Origin of the sequence: Paenarthrobacter sp. NPDC090520, from assembly GCF_044769205.1 — a bacterium.
Lineage (GTDB): Bacteria > Actinomycetota > Actinomycetes > Actinomycetales > Micrococcaceae > Arthrobacter.
The window spans coordinates 1,691-3,525 of the sequence record NZ_JBIVXM010000047.1; the positions used below are offsets into that span (position 1 = coordinate 1,691).

Sequence of the window (1,835 nt, forward strand, 5' to 3'; positions counted from 1 at the left end):
ATGGTGCTGGTTCCGTGCATGCGGGGCTGGTGGTTGTCAGTGTTGCCCATTGCGCAGGCGTCTGTTCTGCGGTGGGTGCTCATGGGTGGAATATCAACAAATCAAAAGTTTTTTTGGCATGGTTCTTGGGCTGGTGTCCTGGGGTTAGTACGGCGACTGTTGTGGTTGTTGGGAACGCGTCCGGGGTGTTGGTGGTGGGGGTTGTGTTTGGTGCACTGTTGGGTCCTGAGGCAACAGGACCTTCTGCAGCTTTGCTGGGGACATGGTTTTGGTGTTTCTTGGTTTTCCTGCGGCCGTTCTCCCACCGTGTGTGGCCCCTTGGGGTTGTGTGGTGGGGGTGGTTGTTGGGGTTGTTGTTTGAGAACTACATAGTGGACGCGAGCATCTGGACACACACGTGTGGCCCTTTGTGGGTTGTGTGTGTTCGTAGCAATTTCTTTGATTTAGAACCTGGCCTTTGATGGCCGTGGTTCTCTCGAAAGTGATTGAGTGCATCAACCAGGACAGTGTCTTCCCGTTTGGGTGGTGTTGTCCGTGGTTTTGTGTGGTCAAGTTTTTAAGGGCGCACGGTGGATGCCTTGGCATTAGGAGCCGAAGAAGGACGTAGGAATCTGCGATAAGCCTGGGGGAGTTGATAACCGAGCGGTGATCCCAGGATGTCCGAATGGGGAAACCCCGCACAACGCTGTCATGGTGATTGTGTGACCCGTGCCTGAATTCATAGGGTGCGTGGGGGGAACGCGGGGAAGTGAAACATCTCAGTACCCGTAGGAAGAGAAAACAAGAGTGATTCCGTTAGTAGTGGCGAGCGAACGCGGATGAGGCTAAACCGACCCATGTGTGATAGCCGGCGGGCGTTGCGTGGGCGGGGTTGTGGGACTTGCTGTGTTGGTTCTGCCGGACCGGCGAGGTGAGAGCATGGGCATAGGTGAACGGTCTTGAAAGGCCGGCCAGAGAGGGTGTGAGCCCCGTAACTGTAATGTCGTTGTGCCGCTTTTGGTGAGTATCCCAAGTAGCACGGGGCCCGAGAAATCCCGTGTGAATCTGTCAGGACCACCTGATAAGCCTAAATACTTCCTAATGACCGATAGCGGACCAGTACCGTGAGGGAAAGGTGAAAAGTACCCCGGGAGGGGAGTGAAACAGTACCTGAAACCGTGTGCTTACAATCCGTCAAAGCAGCCGCAGCTTGCTGTGTTGTTGTGATGGCGTGCCTTTTGAAGAATGAGCCTGCGAGTTAGTGTTACGTCGCGAGGTTAACCCGTGTGGGGTAGCCGTAGCGAAAGCGAGTCTGAACAGGGCGAGTGTAGTGGCGTGATCTAGACCCGAAGCGGAGTGATCTACCCATGGCCAGGTTGAAGCGACGGTAAGACGTCGTGGAGGACCGAACCCACTTCAGTTGAAAATGGAGGGGATGAGCTGTGGGTAGGGGTGAAAGGCCAATCAAACTCCGTGATAGCTGGTTCTCCCCGAAATGCATTTAGGTGCAGCGTTGCGTGTTTCTTGCCGGAGGTAGAGCTACTGGATGGCCGATGGGCCCTACAAGGTTACTGACGTCAGCCAAACTCCGAATGCCGGTAAGTGAGAGCGCAGCAGTGAGACTGTGGGGGATAAGCTTCATAGTCGAGAGGGAAACAGCCCAGACCACCAACTAAGGCCCCTAAGCGTGTGCTAAGTGGGAAAGGATGTGGAGTTGCTTAGACAACCAGGAGGTTGGCTTAGAAGCAGCCATCCTTGAAAGAGTGCGTAATAGCTCACTGGTCAAGTGATTCCGCGCCGACAATGTAGCGGGGCTCAAGTACACCGCCGAAGTTGTGGCATTCACGCATTACCTA

General features: G+C 54.7%; 1 rRNA gene (cut by a window edge). It reads left to right on the forward strand.

The annotated features are described in order from the left end of the window. Window positions 1-546 precede the first annotated feature (546 nt). Window positions 547-1,835, forward strand: a 23S ribosomal RNA gene (locus ACIQTZ_RS23925) (it continues 1,969 nt past the right edge of the window).